Here is a 17,314-nt window from a genome sequence, read left to right on the forward strand (position 1 = left end):
AACCTTTCTAAGAGAAAAACGTATATATGAATAAATGTTGATATGTTTGTATAACTTAATTTTAAATCAAATTTTCAGCTCATTTTTTCAACTTTAAAAAATTAAATTCAAAACCTCAAAATAACTAACTATTATGGACGTTAAACCATCATTTCAAGATATTATTCAATCTGACACACCTGTTTTAGTAGATTTTTATGCCGATTGGTGTGGTCCTTGTCAAGCCATGACTCCTGTAATTACTGATTTTTCTTCTGAAATGGGAGAAAAAGTAAAAGTAATCAAGATTAATGTAGATACAAATCCTGCCGTTGCTTCTACTTTCAATGTACGTGGAATTCCTACTTTTATTGTTTTTAAGAATGGAGAAGCCGTTTCTCGCCAGTCGGGAATGATGCCTTTGGCAGCTCTTCGCTCAATGGTAGAACCTCATTTGGTAAAATAAAATATGGTGGGGTTGTAAATTTTGTCGTTGGTGGGGACACCAACAACGGCTATTTTTTGCCATTGTCGGTGTCTCCACCGACAATAATTTAACCCACAGAAAGAGTATGAAGAAATATCATACTTTATGTAATACCTCCAAAAACTCCTTTTCTACTTTAGTGTAAAAAAGGAGTTTTTTGTTTTTAAAACTTTGGTTCTCTAGGTAGGCATATTGAAAAAGTAGTTCCTTCATCTACTTTACTTTCTACATCTATTTTTCCTCCATTACTATATACAATATTTCGGACTAAATGGAGTCCAATTCCTCTTCCTTCTACATCCATATTATCCTCATGCAAACGCTGAAACATACCAAAAAGACGACTTTTATGGGTTTCTAAGTCAATTCCAATTCCATTATCTTCTATATTCAAACAGTAATATTCTTCTTGTGGTTCTGCCCAAATTTTTATTTTGGGTTTGCGTTTGGGAGAGCGATATTTTATAGCATTTGAAAGTAAATTTTGCATAATACTATACATCAAATCAGGAACAAAAGAAATGGTTTGTTCGTCTGTCAAATCTACTTCGATATCAATATTAGGTTCATTATAAATATTTCTCATATCTTGAATTACCTTTCTGGTAAAACTAGATAATTCAATAGTATCAAATTTAGAACCTGAGGTTTGTTGTTCTACAAGTGTTTTTACAAGGGATTTTAATTTTGTGTGTAATTTGTCCACTCCTTCATTGACTTCTTGCATCACTTCTTCAGGTGTTTGTGTCAAATCATTATGTTTTTTTTCTAATTCATAAAGTTGAATAGAAGCTTTTATAGAGACAATAGGCGACATAAGGTCATGAGAAATAATGTGAGCAAATTGTTCCAGCTTTTGATTGTAGCCTCTAAGCATATCCATCGTTTTGGTCATCTGCTTTTGCGTTTCGTTGCGTTGCAAAGCATACAAAATAGCTCTTTCCATTCCAAATTCATCCAATGTTCCTTTTACGATATAGTCGGCAGCTCCTAAAGAAATAGCTTCCAAACCAACGTGAACATCATTAAGTCCTGTCAGAACAATAATTGGTACTCCATAATAATCTTCTGTAATTGTCTTGCACGTTTCCAATCCATGACTATCAGGCAACGATAAATCTAAAAATACTAAATCTATTTTTTTTGTTTTGAGTTCTTCTAATCCACTAGCAAGAGTATCTGCTGTGGTTAAATTTTTGACAGGAAATGTAGTCTTTTCTAAAATTTCTTGCATAAGAAACTGATCAGCCTTATTATCTTCTATCAATAAAATATGTATTTTATTCAAAGTTGGATTCATTGGGATAAATGTTTATTGCTCCAATTTATAAGTCAATTTTTATGATTTAGGAATTTGGCAATTTTACTATGGTAAGCCAAAAATTATTTATAGAAGATACAATTTTGGTAAACTGTTCCATATCAACAGGCTTACTAATATAGCTATTTGCGTGATTCTTATAAGCAAACTTTACATCTTCTTCATTTTCAGAAGTAGTCATAATCACGACAGGAATAAGACGTAACTCTTCATGTTCTTTAATTTCCTTTAATACTTCTCTTCCATCTTTACGAGGCATATTCAAATCCAAAATAATTAAATCAGGTAACCTTTCTTTGTCATTATTTAGATTTTCATAAAGATAATTCATTGCTTTTTCGCCATCAATGACAGTATCAATATCAAGATTGAGTTTGCTTTCCAATAAACTTTCTTGAATAAGAACCGTATCAGCCAAATTATCTTCTACTAAAAGAATTTTGATGGGTTTCATAGTTTTTGTTTTTTGTTATAATTTGTAAGTAAGTTGTTTGATGAATAGATAAACAAGAAACAACTATCTTTGTTTTGTTTTGTTTTATATTGCATAAATACCATTTATGAAAATAGTATTTTCTTAGTTTGATTTTTATTTTTTGAGTGTAAAATGTAGCATTGTTCCTTCTCCAAACTTACTTTTTTGAGTGTCTAGCCAAATTTCGCCTCCATGTTGTTCTACTATTTTTTGACATAAAGCAAGACCAATTCCAGTTCCTGCATACTCTTCTTTTGTGTGCAAACGTTGAAACAAAATAAAGATTCTATCAGCAAATCGTGGGTCAATTCCGATTCCATTATCTGATATTGTAAACTCAAAATGATTTTTCTTTTCTAGGCAAGAAACATCTACAAGAGGCGTTTTTTCCGAACGATATTTTATTGCATTTCCTATAATATTTTGAAAAAGTTGAGTTAATTTTGTTTCATTTCCCATTAAATGAGAAGTCGGCAATTCATTTTGTAATTCTATTTTTGCATTGGTTTCTTCTATTTGAAGAGTTAAGTTTTTGATAGCATTCTGATAGATTTGACTCAAGTTTACTTTTTTATGAGGTGTTTCGTTTCGGTGTAATCTTGAATATTGCAACAAATCCATAATCAGATTTTTCATTCTATTCGAACCTTCAATAATAAAACCAATATACATATCTGCTTTTTCATCTAATTGTCCTTTATAACGCTTTTCTAAAAGCTGACTAAAACTAGAAATAGCTCTCAAAGGCTCTTGCAAATCGTGAGAAGCGACATACGCAAAATGTTCTAATTCTTTATTGGTAAGCTCCAAAAGTCTCATTCCTTCCTTTAGTTGATAGGCTATTTTTTCTCTTGTTTGTATTTCTGTATTTAGTTTTTCGTTGGTAGTGGTAAGCTCTTCTGTACGAATTTGTACTTGCTGTTCTAGTTCTTTTCGTCTTAATTCTTCTCTATATTCATTCATATTTTGAGTAATAATATAGAAAATTTTGGATTGAATGGCTTTAGCTATTTCTCTTTCTGATGCTGTCCATTTTTCTGACTGAAATTCTACACTTTGATTCCATTTGGCAAACGAATTTCTAGGTTTTAATACAAATTTATCTTCTTCCTTTAGTACCACTTTCTGAGGTTTTCCACCCCAACTAATATTCTGTTGCAACTCTTTTCTAAACCAAATTACACGGCTATTATCTTCGCTTGAAATAGATACACTCAAAATTCCAGAACATAAAGTTGCAGGTATTTTTATGGTTGGTATGTCTTCTTTAATACAGTTAGAATAAAAAATATCTTTTGGATAATTTAGCTCCAACCAGTCTTTGATTTCTAAAATTTGTTTGCTCTCTGGTGTAATTCCTAGTTTCAAAATATTTTTCTCTTGGGTATCTCCAGTCAAAACAGCAAAACCATCAGCATTCGTTAATTTTAAAAATGAATTTCCCTTTTTGATAAGTCCTGTATATACATTCTTTTCTTCATTCAATGATTCGATAATTCCTTCTGAAAGCGTTTGTTTTTCTAATTTATCATATTGAATTTCATTTTTTTCAAGTCTTTCTATCTGTAAAGATACCAGTTGAGCAAAAAATTCGGCTGTCATACGAGTAGAATAATCTACCTTTTTCGCAGAATTATGATGACAAGAAATAAGTCCCCACAATTTTCCATCAATAACAATCGAAATAGACATAGATGCACCCACACCCATATTTTTGAGATATTCGATATGAACAGGCGAAACACTTCTAAGCGTAGAATAAGTCAAATCTAAAGCCTCATGATTGATAGAGTTTTCTAATAAAATAGGAGATGGTGTATAATTTACATCAACAATCAAACGAAGTAGATTTTTGAGATACAAATCTCTAGCTTGCTTAGGAATATCTGTTGAAGGAAACCATAAATCATAAAAAGCATCCATACTTTCCTTTTTTACTTCAGCTATAATTTGTCCATCATATTCCTTATTAAACTTATAAAGCATGACTCTATCAAAGCCTGTAATCGTTTGGATTTCTTCTACAATAATTTTATATAATTCAGTGAGTTTATGCGAATATTGAAAACGAATGATTGATTTTTTGTTGATTTGATAAAAATTATCTTTCGGTATTTCATTTATTTCAACATTTATAGGTTCTAATTCTAATACAAAATCATGTCTATTTTTATGAATGACTCCATCAAAAGACATTTTTTCATTATTTACTTTCAAGAAAAAATGTAATGGACTAATCGCTTTATAATAGGAAGCTTCATCTTCTAAATCAACATTTTTTATTTTATTTTTCAAAAATTTGGTTTGTCTATTTCCCAATAACTTAGAAATAGATGTATTTATAATTTCATCAAAATTATATTTTATTTGTTCTGTTAGATTCTGACTTACGCCCAAAACTTTCATTTGTTCTGAAAAAAGAATCAAAAAACCATGAGGTTGGATGAAACCCAAACGAGCAATAGGTTCTTTCGCACAGTTTTCAATGGCTGTTTTTAATTCATTTTCAGAGAGATTCGACATACAGAAAAAAGTAAGTTATAAACATTAAAATTAGATTTAGAAATACAATTTATTAATCATTCTTGTTGTAAAATGTTTTTGGCTTGATAAAATGCCTTTTCAAAATACATATATGATTTTTCTGCACCATCTAAAAAATGTTCCTTTTGTTGTTCAGAAGTACAACCTTCTACTACTAACTCTTTAAAATCCTTCCAAAGCTCTAACGTTTTATGTTGATAATTTTTGAAGAATTCAAATCTTGTAACTTTATTTATATGAGTATTTTGAGATAAAACTTTGTGCATCATTTTGCCTCCCAACATTGAACCCTCTGCAACATATACATGCCCCAAAAGTGAGTAATAATCTAAAAAATAAATGGTATTAGGAAGAGATTTTAATTTTTCAAATGTTGAAAGGGGCAAAATATGTTTTAATTCTTGTTCTAAAGAAATTGCCTTTACACGCTCTTTAAAATTGAGTTTGATGAGTTGTTTTTCCTGTGGTTCTTGTTGCTTTTTTTGGTCTAGTGTTGATAAAAATATTCTTACTTTGGCTTCTAAATGCGAATGAAACAGATAATTTGTACTTAATAGTAAGTTATAATCTTCAATAGAAAAAATACTCAAACGGTCTGAACCAATCAAGTTTTCCATTAAATCATGCTTCGAACGAGTAGCTGTTCGGACAGTTTGTAAAATAGACATCAAAAAAAATAGAAGTTTAAAAAATAGTACCCTTTAGTTAAACAACAAATATAGTATGTTTAACTTTAACTAGCAAATATCTAATCAAAATCTATTTTAGTTACACAACAAAAAAACAGTTACTCAATTAAAATATCATAGCTATCTAAAATTCCTTTTATTCACTCGCAAACCTGAAGATTTAGCTATGCTGACTTAAAAGTTGCTGTACTGAATAAATCGTAGTTAATAAACTTCCTACAACATGATTTCAAAACATAAAAAAAGACAATACCAAACCCTAAAAATTATATTTTTACTAAATTTTACCACGTTGGAATCACAGAATTAAATCAACTTGGAGGGGTTACAATCAACAAGGCTACTCTCTCTTCTCTACTTCTATTACCTGTTGAACTTCCCTATGTAAAATTGGTTCTAGAGTATTTTTTTCTCTTGCAAAAGGTATTATATTGAGATAAATATTTTCATTTTTATATCGAAAAACTTCATCAGAAAACAATAATTCATACTCGTAGTCAGACTAAACGCACTATTAAATGAACATTTTGGTAAAAAGTTGTTCAGCATAGCTTGTATTCCAATTAATTTTATTCATCATTTTTTTAGTGCTAAGTTTAGTTTCATACATTTTAGCAGCATTTAGTATTATTTTTCTGACTAGTGCTAAATTATGAACTGAATTGTCTTTTCGGTTTCTTTTTTCGTCTTCTTTTAAAATAACGTCTAGTTGCCAATGTAATTTATTTTCTATTGCCCAATGCCCTCTAGCTAATTTATAGGCTTGTTTTGCACTCAAATTTTTAATACTTGAGATATAATAGCGTATATGTTCTCCTCGTAATGAGCTATTTGTAGTTAATTTTATTAAAGTTACTAAACCTAACCAATTAGCTAGATTTTCTATCCATTTACAGTTTGAACTTACCTCTACTTTATATTCTACTACTTGATTAGCACTTGCTGACCAATCTTGTGTCTCAAATATATCATCAGCCTTTTCTACTTTAAAAGTAAGCTCTGTTTGCTCTAAAAGATGTTTTTGGTTTCCTTTTAGGGCTAAAAAATAATCTCCTTCTTTCTCTATAATCTGTTGAGCAATCGCTTGTTGTGTTCCCATAGCATCTAAAGAAACAACATATCCTTTCAAATAAAGCATTCCTAAAAGAGCTGGAATAGCCGTAATTTCATTACTTTTTTCTTCTACTTGAACCTGTCCTAAACTCAAACCTAGTTCACTAGCAACAGCACTAACTAAATAAATCCCCGTTTTACTACCCCGAAGAGCTTTTCCATCCACACTAATTTGCTGATAAGGTAAACCTAAATCTTTAATGCAAGCTGAAATCCAATCCATAAAACAACTATTAAAAAAAGCACTATCTAAGTGTAAAAAAACTCTACGTATAGTATCATGGGAAGGAATTCCGTTAGGCAAACGTAGAAAATTTTGTAAAAATTCCTTTTTCTCAATACCAAAATCGGCTATTTCTTCATAACCATCTGCACCATGAAAAATAGCACATACACTTAAAAGCAAAATATCCTGCAAATTGTGCAAGTAATTTTTATTTTGCCTACGAAAATCAGGAACTTCTGATAAATAAGAGCTTAAACTGACCATAAAAGAGAAAAAATTAAAAGTGAGAACGAAAATTAACTCTTTTTTATTAATTTTATAGTGCGTTTAGTCTGACTCGTAGTAACTTTTTCTATTTATCACAACACAAACTTTACGTTTGTCTAGTGTATAGTGTATATATGAAACAAAGAAAATATTTTCCTCAAATTTTGTAAGATATTTATATCTCTCATCGAAATGTAAATTAAATTTTACACTAGTGTTGTACTTCAATTTTGGAATAGTATCTTCAAATAAAACATTAATTTCAAAATTGTGAAATGGATACTTTACTTCTATAGTAAGTGTATCTGTTTTTATATTATCTTGATAAATGTCACGTTCTAAAATTACATAAAAAGATATTTTACTAACAGATTTAGGATTGACTTTTATTTCGCCTTGATTGTAAAAACATATTGCAGAGCATCCTAAATAAAAAACAGGGCTGTTATCTCTTGTTTTTATGGATAGGTAATTATTTACATTGGCATAAATATAGTCTATTTCATTTCCAAACATATCGGTAAAATAGTAATCTTTTGCTAAAACATTACTGAATATGAAAAATTGAAATAGCACTAAAAAACAAAATTTCTTTTTATTCATCGTTTGGATTAATTGTTTCTGTTACGTCTGTTACTTCACTAGCTGTCCCTCACAAGATACAAAAAGCTCTCACTTGCTTCCTAGCAAATGAGGAATATGTATTCGGCATCCTGCTGTACATTTTTCATTCTCCTGCTACAACTTGTTATGCCTCCCATCAGCTTACTCAATCAAAATATCATAGCTATCTAAAAGTCCTCTTATTCCATGACTTGAAAATTTTGCTTTTTTAATTCTATTTTTTGCAGGATTGATAGAATAATTAGTTGCGCTTCGGAAGTCTGCACCTTCTAAAGTTGTATTTTCGAATACTGCGCCTGCAAGTTCACAGTCTTGAAAAGATACATTGTTGAGATTACTTTCTGTAAAATCTACTTCTTTGAGCATAGAGTTTTTGAATTTAGAAAGTTTGAGATTTAGCTGATAGAAAGAAGAAAAATCAAGTACACAATCTTCAAAATGTAGAGAAAGCAAAAAAGTGTTACAATCTGAAAATTGAAGTCCTAGAAGTTTGCAATCAAAGAAATTTGTTTCTTGAAATGAGGTATTTCCTATTTTTGCATTACTCAAATCACAGCTTTGGAAGCTACACCCTATAAAAGTAATTCCTGATAAATTGCTATCCGTAAAAATACAATTTCGAAAATCACACTCTTCATATTCGCCTTTTGGCAATTCATTTTGTGTGAAATCTTTGTTTTCAAACGTTTTTGATTCGAAATAATTTGACATAATTTTTTTGTTTAAATATTGCTTGTGAAATTTGTAGGTCAAAAACTTGCCTTTGACTTGTTAAGTAGGTATTTTTAGTTTGATAGAAATGCAAATACAGTCAAAGGCAAGTCTTTAACCTACCAAATACACTACATTTTGCTATTTTTTTACGTTTAAAAAACATGTGGGTAATCGATAGGGTTTTACCCTGTTTTCATTGTTAGCTTGACAGACATGGTGTCCCACGAGCGACCTTATGCCATTCTTCATCTCATTTTCAAAGGAAAAGTATAAGCCAACCGAAGCGAAAAAACTGAATTACGGACAGCAAAACCAAATCTATCTAAAAAAACACTGTTTCTTCCCCAGTAATGACGAAATCCTGCCGAAAACCATCGCCAGCCTCCTGTTTCATATCTAAAACCAAAACCTGCGAGCCAGCCGACATCAAAATCGTGAGTTGCCCAGCGCAAATTAAAACTAGGATTAGTATCATACTTTGCCTGCCAAAGATAAGAAGCTGAAAGTGCTGCCGAAACTTGATAATGCCAATAATTTCCTTCAAAAATATAAGAAAGTGAATACTGATTTTCTATATAATGCAATCGCAAAGGTATTACATTTGGGCGTTCTTCGCCTATATTTCCTCCAATTTGATTATAAAAAATCTGTGGAGCAATGCGCCAGTTATCTTTCAATTTTATTTCCAAAAAACCACCTGCACCATACGCCAAACGCCGTACATTTTCAAGGTTTCGTATTCTTGAATAATTCCCTTGTGAAAGAAAACCTGCCGACAGAATTTGTGCAGTTGCAGAATTTATACACAAGAAAAAGAACAAAGACAAAATAAATAAAAGTAAATTTTGTTTCATTTTTTGATTATTATAACTTCATATAAAAATAAATATATTCATCCATAATATTGTCGTTGGTGGGGACACCAACAACGGCAAAAAAAAGCTTTTTAAATAAACCCCTCGCCATTGTCGGTGTCCCCACCGATGATTTAGCACCCATGTCCAGTACTATAAAAATCATATAAATCATTTACCAATCCTACCAAGTAGTTATTGAGTGTACAAAACAAAAATAGTTGGTATTTTGTGTAAATCAGGAATTTCTTTTTTCCACTCTCCTACCATTTTTGTCTTAATAAATTGATTTTTAGACGTAATATTTGAAGCAATACAAAGCTGAGTTTTTGGATGCAAAACTTTCAAAATATCTTTTAATAAAGGATTATTACGGTAAGGGGTTTCCATAAAAATCTGTGTACGTTTCAATTTCTTGCTTTCAGATTCCAAATTCTTAATCTCATTTTTTCGTTGATTTGCATCAATAGAAAGATAGCCATGAAAAGCAAAATTTTGCCCATTAAAACCCGAAGCCATCAACGCAAGCAAAATAGAAGATGCTCCCACCAAAGGAACAACCTCAATATTATTTTTATGAGCATATTCAATAGCCAACGCCCCTGGGTCTGCAATTCCAGGGCAACCTGCTTCTGACATAATTCCAATTTTTGTTGGTTCATTATTTCCATCTCTTGCAGGAATTTTTTTGAAGTAGTTTTCTAGTTCTGCTTTTGTTGTTTTTTTATCCAACTGAAAAAGAACCAAATCATCTATCACAACTCCTAATTTTAGAGCAGAAATAAAACGCCTTGCTGTTCGTAAATTTTCTACCAAAAAATACTTTGTTTGCCGAATAATCATTGGAATTTCTTCTGAAAGACTTTCTTTATTTCCTTCTTCTAACCAAATTGGAATTAAATATATTTTCATTTTATATGCTAATTGCTACTGAAAAATAATAAAATAACACAAAGATAAACTAAACTTAACAAATCGTTCATTTAATAAGTATCAAGAGTGGTTCAATGAAACACTAACTTTGCAGTTAAATATAAAATACTCATTCGGGATATTTTATAAAAAGTAAATACAGCAAAACGAAAAATACTTAATTCATCTTGAACCTACCTCTACAAAACAATCTTGATCCAAGAAACGAAAATAAAACAAATCTGCAAAAGTTACTACTTCGTATCTTATATGCAGTATTGATTGTTTGTTTATTTTTGGTTTCGATAGATATGTTGATGAGTGCTTTCCGTTTGTTTGGAAAAGGGGTAGCAAATACAATTTTGTCGGTATCAGCACATCCTTTTGTTGGAATTTTTGTAGGTCTTTTGATTACTGCCATTTTGCAAAGTAGTTCTACAGTTACAGCGATGGTAGTAGCAGCCGTGGCAGCAGGCGCACTCACTATCGAAACAGCAACACCCATCATCATGGGTGCAAATGTAGGAACAACTATTACAAGTGCTATTGTTGCTTTGGGTCATATTTCGAAAAAGAAGGAACTCCGAAAAGCCTTTTCAGCAGCTAGTTTGCACGATTTTTTTAATGTCTTGACAGCCCTTATTCTGTTTCCACTAGAATATTACACGCATTTTTTATCTGGATTAGCCAAGTTTGTAACAGGTTTGCTTCCTCTGTCAAATACCTCTGGAAGTTTTATTCCTCCTATTATTTCTATTCCTTCTAATTTTATAGTAACACAATTAGAAGACTATCCTATTTTGATTCTAATTTTTGCTATTCTTTGTTTGTTTTTGGCTATTCGCTTGTTTATCAACCTTTTAAAAGAACAAATGATAGGAAAGCAAAGACAACAGATGCATGAGCTTTTCTTTGGAAGTATTTGGAAATCTTTTAGCTGGGGATTTATCACAACGGCAGCCATTCAGTCTAGTTCGGTTACGACTTCTTTAGTTGTTCCTTTGGTTGCTACTCGCAAAGTAAATATTCAAAAAGCCTTTCCTTTTATTGTCGGTGCAAATATTGGCACTACACTCACTACACTTTTGGCAGCTTTATTTAAGTCAGAAGCAGCTATTACGATTGCACTTGTGCATATTTTATTCAATCTTGTTGGTGCTATAATTTTCTTGATTATTCCTTTTATGAGACAAATTCCTATTTCTCTTGCACAGCGTTTGGGAATGGCTGCTATGAATAATCGAAGTAGTGCCTTAGCTTATTTGTTAGTTGTGTTTTTTGTTCTTCCTTTTGGAATGATTTATAGTTCTTTTCAGCATAATGATTTAGATTTGCAAAAAATAAGTACAACTGACACACAACAAGATTCCTCTTTTGTTCAGAATAAAAAAAAATAAATTTTAAGAAAATATATTAATTAATAGTTTTAAAAATAACTACATAAAAAATGGATTTACACATCGTATTTATGATTTTGGGTTTTAGTTTTGCAGCCTATTCGGTGGTAGGCAATGATGTAATCCAAACATTAGGAACATTTATAAGCTCTAATGGAAAAACTCCTTGGTACTTGCTTTGGGCTTATACAGGAATTATTATGATAAGTGTGCTTTTTTATGGTTGGTATTCAGGGCAAGGCGTAGCGTATGGAAGACTTAATAAAATCCCTTTCCCCGAAGTATTGCAATGGTGGCACGTTTTGCCTCCTTTAGTGTTGATGATTATTACTCGTTTTGGGATTCCTGTCAGCACGACCTTTTTGGTTTTGAGTGTTTTTGCTACCAAAAATATTCAAAGTATGGTTACCAAATCAGCCTTGGGATATTTAGTTGCTTTTGGTGCTGCTATTGTTGTTTATTTACTAATCAGTAGATTTTTTGAAGAGAATTTTATAAGAAAAGAAATAAAAAAGAACGAAAAAAGAATTTGGACAGTCTTGCAATGGCTTTCGACAGGTTTTTTGTGGTCGCAATGGTTGATTCAAGATTTGGCTAATATTTATGTTTATTTGCCTCGTGGCAATGAGCTTTCTTCTACTGCATTTTTCTTGTCAGCTCTTATGTTAGTGGGTCTGTTGGGTTATATTTTTTATAGTCGTGGTGGAAATATTCAGAAAATTGTTACTACCAAAACCAACACGACGGATATTCGTTCGGCTACTATTATTGACCTTATTTATGGAATTGTTTTATTTGTTTTTAAAGAAATGAGTGATATTCCGATGAGTACAACGTGGGTTTTTGTAGGTCTTTTGGCAGGACGAGAACTGATGATAAACCTGCGTGTAAATATGCAAGCTGCTTTTGAAGCTCGTCTGAAAAGTGAAACTAAAAAAGCTAAAAAGAAAGGAAATTTAGATGAGATTTTAAATGAAGAGCAAGATATTCTGAACCACCCACTTTATCCACGCTACTCAGATACAATCGGAATTTTGAGAATGATTAGTTCTGATTTATTAAAAGTTTTTGCTGGACTATTAGTCAGTTTGATTTTGGTTGGGCTAATTAGCGAATGGAGAGGAGATTCTATTTTAGATGAATTATTTAACTTTTTAAGTAGTTTTTGGTAGCCCTAAATAACTCTGACAACTAGGGCAAACACACGAAATTTTATTTTAAGAATTAGTTCAAGCGAGGACGCTTAAACCAGTTTTTGTCTAATTCAAGCGTCCTCGCTTGAATTTTAAAACTAAAAAAATAGGTCAAAAAGAGTGTAAAATCACACATTTTATTTTCGTGCGTTGCCCTACTGACAACTAAAAACCTTCATTTTTAGATGTGATTAACCTAGTAACTAGGTAAAATTATTGGTAGTGATATAAAAAGATAATATGTGTTTTTGTTGGTGGTGGAAATATCAATAATAGCCATTCTTACCATTTTTGACACCTCTACCAACAATAATTGGTTATCTGACAATTTTTGTGGAGCGTGTAACATGGGTAGTTAAATTACAGCTCATTAATACACTTATTTGCCTTTCTGTTCCGTAGGAACTTGATATTGGTAGCAAAGTTAAGAAGCTAGAAACTGTATTCTGTTCCGTTAGGAACTACACATTGGTAGCATTTAGAATAGGTAGTAAAAAATGCTATACAACTCCTACGGAGTAGATGAGTTTTAACGTTTCTATTTTTCTACCAATATAAAACTCCTAACGGAGTAAAAATCAAAATTTTACAAAAATTGTCAGATAACCCAATAATTTAACTCACAGAAAGAATATAATTTTCCCTTATTTCTTTAAACCATTTCTCAAAAATGTACGTACTAAGCTATAAATATTAAACTTTTATTTTTCAAATTAACTCCTTTTAATTTTATTAGCTATGAATTACTCTTCTCTTCATTATCTTTTTTTATCTCTTTTTGTAGTCTTTGGTCTTTTTGCTTGTGAGGGAAGTGGTAAAATTCATGGAGAAACAAGTGGACGTTTTGAAATGACTTCTGATTATAGTTATGAAGAAACAAAGAATGGCGAAGTGGTAGCAACTAAAGAATCTCACAACAAAAAAGGAGGTGCATTTGAAGATGAATTTGATGTAGAATTTGGAAACTCTAGCTCTTCGTCTCAAACACTTGATGATTTGGATACAAAAGAAGAGCTAGAAGCAAAAATTTCTACTAAAAACTTAAAACACGAACTCAACTGTACTTCTTCACTCAATCCAGATAGGTTTGAGAATATAAAAGCAGTTATTGAAGATGAATTTATTGACAAAAATAAATTGAAATTAGCCAAACAGCTTATTAATAATGAGTGTTTAACAGCTTATCAAGTAGCAAATATTATGGAACTCATGACAATGGATAAATACAAAGTAGAGTTTGCAAAATTTGCTTTTGGTAGAACAATAGACAAAGATAATTTCCGTACTGTAAAAGAAACACTCAGTTTTTCAAGTAGCAAAAAACAAATTGAGTCTTTGTTGCAAAGAAGATAAAATAAAAGGATTTTCTTATAAAAACTCTTTGGTCTCTTTTTGTATTTATAAAACGTGAACTCGGTATTAGAATTTATGTATTTATCAGTCTATGCTTCTTTATTAGCTACTTTGCGAATCTTGTCAGTACACCTTCAAGGTGTCTGACAATTTAGTCCAACATAGCTGTCTGACACTCTGAAGTGTCTGACAGGGACATAAAAGCAAGAATATAATACCAAGTTCACGTTTATAAACCTCTTTTTCAAGTTGTAGGTGTTGGTGTCACTATCGCTAAAACATCAACAATAACACTTTTCTTTTTATATAAGAAAATATGGTTCTCTGACAATTTTTGCACTATGTCGTGAGACACCAATAACAGCAGGTTATAGCCGTTGTATCAACAACTTTTTGCTAAAAACCAAATCTCAGACGAAGACCAAAGTTTGTCCCTAATCCTGTCTTTATTTCATTTTTCAAACTTGGATTGACAGCCCACACAGCATCTACTCGCAAGACTTTGAAAATACGCTCAAACCCGATACTTACTTCTGTGTAATTAGGTGTCGTTGGTGTATAAAGATAATGAACACCTGCTACAAATTGCCATTTTAGTTTTTTGATAAGAGGAATTCTATTCATCAAATAACCATTGAAATGATGTTCTGCGTGAAACTCGGCAAAGTTATCTGTTGTGCTATATTGGTAATAAGGTAGTAAAAGAAACTGACGCAAACGAGATTGAGCAAGTAGTAAAGGTGAAGTTTGAAAATGAAAATTATCAGCAAAGGAAGTGTAATTATTCCATAAAAATGTTCCTGCTTGAGCCTCATAATCCAATGAACCTACGACTCCTAAACTAATATCATCTTTTACATTAAGTGTAAGCTGAGCAAAATCTGTCTTGCTATTAAATATATTCGGAATTCCTTGTGAATAGCTCAGTGTAAAAGTTGGATATTTACTACTCACTGTAATTCGTTGTTTTGGACGCAAAATATACTTTTCTCCAATACGATAACGAAGTTGCGCCTTCAAAATGAAAGCATTGTGCTTCTCAAAAAAGAAGTCATTTCCATCAAAATCAATAGGTGTATTTGATGTAAATTCTATTTCATCTCTATTGATAAGAGGTTTGATAGTTGGGTTTGCATTTTGAAGAGGAATACGCTGCTCAAAGTTTCCTTGAATATTAAAAAATGCACCATCAAAAATACGTGTACCTGTCGTAATTTTAACAAAACGTTTTTCATATAATTTCTGATAATTCTCTTCTCTAAAAAGTGTATAAATTCCATTTACAAAAGGCGAAACGGCATCAGCATCAAACTGCTCAACAAAACTTCCTCCTTCTGCACGGATGTAAGCATAATTTGTTTGATTAAAACGATGAAGAAAACTTCCTTTCATGTAAATTTTTTCACTCTTAAATCCATAGCGTCCGTCCAAACCTGCTTGAGTAGTACTAAAATTTCGCTCTCTAAATTTCCTCAAATTCACACCTGCATTCAAAACATATCCTTCAACAGTATTGACTTGAATATTCTCCATAAGAGGAACAAAATTAAAGGTAAGTTCTCTTTTTCTGTTTCTATAAGTATAACCTGTCAGTAAATCAAGAGCTTTAAATTTGTTGCTCTTTCTATCCATTGAGTCCAGATAAACAGGGTCTTTTTGTGCTTTTTCTACACTATCACTTCTTACATAATGTCCACTTTCTTCACTTGTAAGGGGAACAGGACGCATTTTTTTCCAATATTCTGCACTTTTTAGATTCGAACTATCTGAGATAATAGAAATTTCTTTATTAAAAAAATTACGTTCCAAAATCATTGCTTCCAAGTCATCTTTAGTACTATTTTTTAGACTGGAAACTGAATCTTTACTTATATTTTGAGTTATAATTTCAGTTTTATTCTCGGTTTTGATATTTTCTTTTTTTGGTATGTCTTTTTCATCTATCAATTTTCCTTTATTCTTTTCATTTTTTTTCTTAGACAACGCAAGGTTAGGCAGTTTCTGTCCTTTTGTATCGGCTGCTAATTGTGCTTTTGTAAAATTTGGTGTTACGTCATAATTTGAAAAATTGCCTGTGTAATTTCCGTGTCCAACTACTTTTGCTCCCATCATAGCAATCGAATAATTAAAAGAAAAAGCCTGTGTACTACAAAGCCAAATATCATCTGATAAATTTCCAGTGTTTTTTGATACAGGAACAAATGTTTGTTTGATACTCAATTTATCAATAAACTCTAACCCAACATCCTTCGACACTTCTAAATCTGTGCTATGAACTCGCCATGTACTATCTTGAATATAGATAAGTCCACCAAACAAAGGCTGTCCTTTCGAACGAGGGAAAACACGTATTTTATGAACATTTACACCCTTATCCATAAACTCTCCCTCGTGTTGGTATTCATAATAAAGCATTGCGCCTGCTGCAATTGGAGAAACAAAAGGACGGTCTCCAATAGGTGCATCAATCGTATTTTCATAAATATCAAAACTCAAATAAAGTGCACTATTCCAAGAAAAACCACCACTATCGCCACTTACTTTTGAAGAAATAACCACTTCTTTGCGCTTGTTTGGAGCTAGAAAATAATATTTTGAAACTGATTCGGAAAAGTAAACAATCTTATTTTTTTCCCACTCTTTACGAAACTCTTCCATATCATCATCTTCCAAAATCTTAGGTACTTTAAATTCATCTAATTTCTGTACATTTTTGATATATACATCACAAGAAAAGGCTTTATTTTGGGTTCTGTAAAATTCCCTTTTTTTCTGAGCTTGACGAATGACAGCATAAGCTGGGTCTTCTCCATTTGGAGTAATAACGACCTCTTTTAAGCCGATTGTAGAAGATTCCATGACTACATTTAATTCGACATTTTTTCCATTTTTGATAACAACAGTATGCGTTTGAGATTGGAAACCCACATAACGAAAAACAATTTGATGTGTTCCTTCTTCTAATTCTAAAAAATAACTACCTTCTTGATTTGTTGTTGTGCCGTAAGTTGTTCCCTCTTCATAGACTGTCAGAAATGGCATAGCTTCTCCGTCTGATGCTGTTGCTTTTCCAAAAAGACGAGCTGCATTTGAATTAAATGATAAAAGAAAACAAAAATAAAATAGTAGTAAAGTTGGAAAATAACGCATTGAGTTAGTTTGTTAA

The 17,314-nt window shown here is 31.5% G+C and carries 14 protein-coding genes; 4 read left to right on the forward strand and 10 right to left on the reverse strand.

The features are described 5' to 3' along the window. Window positions 1–133: 133 nt before the first annotated feature. On the forward strand, window positions 134–445 hold the full coding sequence (gene trxA / locus ACE193_RS05070; RefSeq protein ID WP_375561921.1) for a thioredoxin: 312 nt from the start codon (window positions 134–136) through the stop codon (window positions 443–445). Window positions 446–629: 184 nt separating this feature from the next. On the opposite strand, the gene ACE193_RS05075 is transcribed toward trxA, so the two are convergent. The 9 genes from ACE193_RS05075 to ACE193_RS05115 all read right to left on the reverse strand — a co-directional run bounded on the left by ACE193_RS05075 (window position 630) and on the right by ACE193_RS05115 (window position 10,205). Beyond that, window positions 630–1,766, reverse strand: a complete 1,137-nt coding sequence (locus ACE193_RS05075; RefSeq protein WP_375561922.1) for an ATP-binding protein — start codon at window positions 1,764–1,766, stop codon at window positions 630–632. Between the two features lie 46 nt (window positions 1,767–1,812). Further along, window positions 1,813–2,241 (reverse strand): response regulator, encoded by a 429-nt coding sequence (locus ACE193_RS05080; RefSeq protein WP_375561923.1) that lies wholly within the window; start codon window positions 2,239–2,241, stop codon window positions 1,813–1,815. A 135-nt stretch (window positions 2,242–2,376) separates the two neighbouring features. After that, window positions 2,377–4,785: an ATP-binding protein gene (locus tag ACE193_RS05085; protein WP_375561924.1), complete on the reverse strand. Its 2,409-nt coding sequence runs from the start codon at window positions 4,783–4,785 to the stop codon at window positions 2,377–2,379. Between the two features lie 56 nt (window positions 4,786–4,841). Then, entirely contained in the window at window positions 4,842–5,474 is a 633-nt protein-coding gene (locus ACE193_RS05090; protein WP_375561925.1) for a biliverdin-producing heme oxygenase, read from the reverse strand. 535 nt (window positions 5,475–6,009) lie between these two features. After that, window positions 6,010–7,098, reverse strand: coding sequence for an ISAs1 family transposase (locus ACE193_RS05095; protein ID WP_375558711.1), 1,089 nt, complete (start codon window positions 7,096–7,098; stop codon window positions 6,010–6,012). Window positions 7,099–7,161: 63 nt separating this feature from the next. Further along, window positions 7,162–7,704, reverse strand: coding sequence for a hypothetical protein (locus ACE193_RS05100; protein WP_375561926.1), 543 nt, complete (start codon window positions 7,702–7,704; stop codon window positions 7,162–7,164). 162 nt (window positions 7,705–7,866) lie between these two features. Continuing rightward, the gene (locus tag ACE193_RS05105; protein ID WP_375561927.1) at window positions 7,867–8,436 is read right to left on the reverse strand and encodes a pentapeptide repeat-containing protein; all 570 of its coding nucleotides are present in this window, start codon (window positions 8,434–8,436) and stop codon (window positions 7,867–7,869) included. A 248-nt stretch (window positions 8,437–8,684) separates the two neighbouring features. Next, window positions 8,685–9,293 (reverse strand): outer membrane beta-barrel protein, encoded by a 609-nt coding sequence (locus ACE193_RS05110; protein WP_375561928.1) that lies wholly within the window; start codon window positions 9,291–9,293, stop codon window positions 8,685–8,687. Between the two features lie 195 nt (window positions 9,294–9,488). Further along, window positions 9,489–10,205 (reverse strand): SAM-dependent methyltransferase, encoded by a 717-nt coding sequence (locus tag ACE193_RS05115; protein WP_375561929.1) that lies wholly within the window; start codon window positions 10,203–10,205, stop codon window positions 9,489–9,491. Between the two features lie 188 nt (window positions 10,206–10,393). Between ACE193_RS05115 and ACE193_RS05120 the strand changes: the two genes are divergently transcribed. The 3 genes from ACE193_RS05120 to ACE193_RS05130 all read left to right on the forward strand — a co-directional run bounded on the left by ACE193_RS05120 (window position 10,394) and on the right by ACE193_RS05130 (window position 14,148). Then, window positions 10,394–11,602 (forward strand): Na/Pi symporter, encoded by a 1,209-nt coding sequence (locus ACE193_RS05120; RefSeq protein WP_375561930.1) that lies wholly within the window; start codon window positions 10,394–10,396, stop codon window positions 11,600–11,602. Window positions 11,603–11,652: 50 nt separating this feature from the next. Then, the gene (locus tag ACE193_RS05125) at window positions 11,653–12,774 is read left to right on the forward strand and encodes a hypothetical protein (protein ID WP_375561931.1); all 1,122 of its coding nucleotides are present in this window, start codon (window positions 11,653–11,655) and stop codon (window positions 12,772–12,774) included. 759 nt (window positions 12,775–13,533) lie between these two features. Further along, the gene (locus ACE193_RS05130) at window positions 13,534–14,148 is read left to right on the forward strand and encodes a DUF4476 domain-containing protein (protein WP_375561932.1); all 615 of its coding nucleotides are present in this window, start codon (window positions 13,534–13,536) and stop codon (window positions 14,146–14,148) included. A gap of 396 nt (window positions 14,149–14,544) precedes the next feature. Here ACE193_RS05130 and ACE193_RS05135 read toward each other — a convergent pair whose 3' ends face one another. Continuing rightward, the gene (locus ACE193_RS05135) at window positions 14,545–17,298 is read right to left on the reverse strand and encodes a DUF5686 family protein (protein ID WP_375561933.1); all 2,754 of its coding nucleotides are present in this window, start codon (window positions 17,296–17,298) and stop codon (window positions 14,545–14,547) included. Between the last annotated feature and the right edge of the window lie 16 nt (window positions 17,299–17,314).

Origin of the sequence: Bernardetia aquimarina (assembly GCF_042180575.1) — a bacterium.
Taxonomy (GTDB): domain Bacteria; phylum Bacteroidota; class Bacteroidia; order Cytophagales; family Bernardetiaceae; genus Bernardetia.